This window comes from Candidatus Hakubella thermalkaliphila, from assembly GCF_013281975.1.
Classification (GTDB): Bacteria; Actinomycetota; Humimicrobiia; order Hakubellales; family Hakubellaceae; genus Hakubella; species Hakubella thermalkaliphila.
Window position 1 is genome coordinate 1 of the sequence record NZ_BLRZ01000179.1, and the last position, 2,572, is coordinate 2,572.

The window sequence follows — 2,572 nt, forward strand, 5'->3', positions numbered from 1 at the left end:
ACATAAAGCTGAGTACCGTCACCAGAGGGACCAGAAGGAACAGGGAAATGAACCATGATGGAGTTAAGACTAAGCTCAAGAGATGAGCCAAACCCATCCACACTACGCCGACAAGGAAAAGACCGGCACAAACCCAGGTAATGATGAGCGCAGGTATAGCTCCTGCCAGAGCTTTACCCAACAAGAGTTCCCAGGTGCTCACAGGCGTTGCTAAAAGTGGTTCAAGCGTCCGCATTTGCTTCTCTTCGATTATACTAAATGTAGCAAAACTAATGGCAATCATTATCGGGATGAGCAAGAGGTAGATGGGAAATTGAAGAAAGAAAAACACCTGGAACTTCTCGATCACTGGAAGGGATGACAATGTGGGCATCATCTCCTCTAACTTCGCTACACCTGTTCGGAGTATCGTGTCCATCAGAGCCTCTCCGCCAGCAAACCTGCTAACAAGCACAATGAGCACTAATGCCTGCACGGTGATCAGAAGGGGGAGCAGGGTAATAAACAAGGCTGAATTTAAGTTACCGAAAGTCGTCTGCCATTCCTTTATGATAATATTAGCTATACGTCCAGGTACTGCGCTCTCTGCCATGGACTCACCTGCTTTCACCCGCGGCCATCTCTTCCTCCTCACACAGCAATGTCATATAGATTTCTTCAAGGGAATGCCTCTTTTCAAATACACTCTGAACCCTTCCTCCCGATGCTACAATGCTTTGCACTAGATCTGGGCGCTCATGGAGCAGAGCCCTTGCCAGTGCCAGTCTTTGTTTCATCCCTTTGGAAAAGCTCCCAACTTTCTCGTTCCTTCGTCCCCACAGTCCCATAATCTTGAGATACTTGTCCACCTGACCATCGGCATCAATGTTGGAGTAAAACCGTGCGAAGAATTGCAGGTTACGCCTGGCACTGAGGCGTTCATAGAAGCCCGGAGTCTCCGTGAGCAAACCGATAACCTCATGGAGCCGCTGGATTTCATGGTCTGTGCGAATACCTGCGACGACAGCATGTCCACTTGTCGGAGCAATAATACCTGCTAACATGCGAACGGTAGTTGTCTTTCCAGCGCCGTTTGGTCCGAGGAAACCTAGCACCTCTCCTCTCATAACCTCTATGGTGAGATCTTCTACTGCTACCAGATTGCCAAATTTCCTTGTCAGTTTCGATGTTTCGATTGCAACCACCGTCAACTCTCCTGCCTTAATTCACTCAAGTGAATGTGACCACCGACTCTAGAGATAAGATTCTTGAAATAATTCCTTCTACATATTCAATAAAATACTCAGTAAATGCTTCCCCAACATACTGATACAATTTCATTTGGGTAGCTTGGATTCCCGCCTTTTCAATTTTGGAGACATAATCACCCGAAATCATTCGTAAATTTGACGAAGCCAAGTAAGAATCTGTAAATTTTTCTGGCGTCTGTACTAATTGCCTAAAGAGACCTGAAAAAGCAGAAAATATTTGCGTCCAATTAAGGTACTCTAGCTTGTTGGTTTTTATTTCTAAGAAATTTGTCCACCTGGTTTGGTCCAAAGAATAGATTGCTTCTCTACCTAAAATCCTTTTTTTCACGAATGCAGAACGATGAAGTTCATTAAGAGTCTGATAAACACTACGCTGACTGAAATTCGTAACCTTGGCTATCTGTAAAGAATTATCTCCTTTAGAAAAAAGAAGATAGGCACAAATATCAGCACGCGTACCCACCCCAAAAAAAGATCGCATTCTAAAAACGATATTTGCTGGAAGTTCTACATTGAGGTTCTCAGCAAGGTGACGTAAAACAACCTCATTTCTTGAAAGATTCCACTTTTGAAAAAGTTCATCTTCTTTTCCAAGAACAGGCATGGGTTGAAAGTCTTTGGTATAAAAGAGTGTTTCTTCTTTCTCCTGGGATTTTTTCGTGCAGAATCTTGCCAGGCTCTCCCATTTCCTTTTTTTCTCCTTCTTAGAAAGATAACCTGATATAGCTCCAAGGATATTGAGATTTCCAAATTCAAAAGAGTTCACCACATTCTTTAACCGCGCTATATTAATCATGTCAGCATTCTTGCAGAGCCAAGACAACATCTCGTCAAACAGGCGTTGGTCATAACGCCCAAAACAAAGAGTTGCACACATTAAAGCTTCAGGATCTATAACAAATGCCTGTTCTTTCTCTACGCCGGTGTATATGCCCAGAGACGACCAATGTCTCCAAAGAACCTGAAGTAAAGAATCTAAAATATGATCCCTAAATTCGTTCACTGACATTTTTGTAGCCCAAATTATTTAGCAAATCTTTTATAAATATTCTCAATCCTTCGGATACTTCTTCTATCAAAAACCACCTAGTTCCCACTCAAACACCTACCTCTCCCTTTTCTCCTCCCACCTCTACATCCCACTCTCCCCCCCCTCTCCCCCCCTATCCATCTACCTCCCTCCCCCCTCCCCACTTCCCACTAGCACCCCCAATCCCCCACCCCACCCCCGCCCCCGTGTCCCTGTCCGGACGCGTGTATCGTCTACCTGCCACTAGAGCCCTGCCCTTCCTATCCCAGGTGATCTTGTTGAAGCTCTGGCT

Annotated in this window: 3 protein-coding genes; all 3 read right to left on the reverse strand. The window is 44.7% G+C overall.

The window, feature by feature from the left end; all coding sequences use genetic code 11:
* The coding region (locus tag HW443_RS10550; protein ID WP_176238174.1) for an ABC transporter permease subunit at nt 1–592 on the reverse strand (592 nt) is incomplete at its 3' end.
* Nucleotides 593–596: 4 nt separating this feature from the next.
* Nucleotides 597–1,184, reverse strand: coding sequence for an ABC transporter ATP-binding protein (locus HW443_RS10555; RefSeq protein WP_176230970.1), 588 nt, complete (start codon nt 1,182–1,184; stop codon nt 597–599).
* 25 nt (nt 1,185–1,209) lie between these two features.
* Entirely contained in the window at nt 1,210–2,259 is a 1,050-nt protein-coding gene (locus tag HW443_RS10560) for a helix-turn-helix domain-containing protein (RefSeq protein ID WP_176230971.1), read from the reverse strand.
* Nucleotides 2,260–2,572: the final 313 nt, after the last annotated feature.